This window comes from Corallococcus sp. AB038B (assembly GCF_003668955.1).
GTDB classification, from domain to species: domain Bacteria; phylum Myxococcota; class Myxococcia; order Myxococcales; family Myxococcaceae; genus Corallococcus; species Corallococcus exiguus.
This window is the reverse complement of the sequence record NZ_RAWO01000463.1, coordinates 1-378: the sequence shown is the minus strand read 5'-3', so window position 1 is coordinate 378 and position 378 is coordinate 1. Positions and strand designations below refer to the sequence as shown.

At 69.3% G+C, this 378-nt stretch carries 1 protein-coding gene; it reads right to left on the bottom strand.

Annotation, left to right across the window (positions count from 1 at the left end; all coding sequences use genetic code 11):
- The coding region (locus tag D7Y04_RS43895; RefSeq protein ID WP_121763106.1) for an aminotransferase class I/II-fold pyridoxal phosphate-dependent enzyme at positions 1 to 378 on the bottom strand (378 nt) is incomplete at both ends.

Sequence of the window (378 nt, the reverse complement as noted above, 5' to 3'; positions counted from 1 at the left end):
GACGTGGCCGAGCACGTCGCGCATGCGAGCGATGATGGCCGGCGGGCCCACGCCCCAGCCCACGCGCACGCCCGTGGCGGCGAACGCCTTGGAGATGCCGTCCACGAACACGGTGTACGGGGCGACTTCCGGCACCAGCTCCACCGGCGTCACGTGCTTCACCGCGCCGAAGCTCAGCACCCAATAAATCTGGTCGTACATCAGGATGAGCGGCTTCCTGCCCTGCTTCTCGCGCTGGCGGTTCTCCGCGACGACGCGCTCGCAGATGGCGCCCAGCACGTCGGACGAAATCATGGTGCCCGTGGGGTTGAGCGGGCTGCACAGGCACAACAGGCGCGCGGTGCCCAGGTGCGGCGCGAGCTGCTCCAGCGTGGGCAT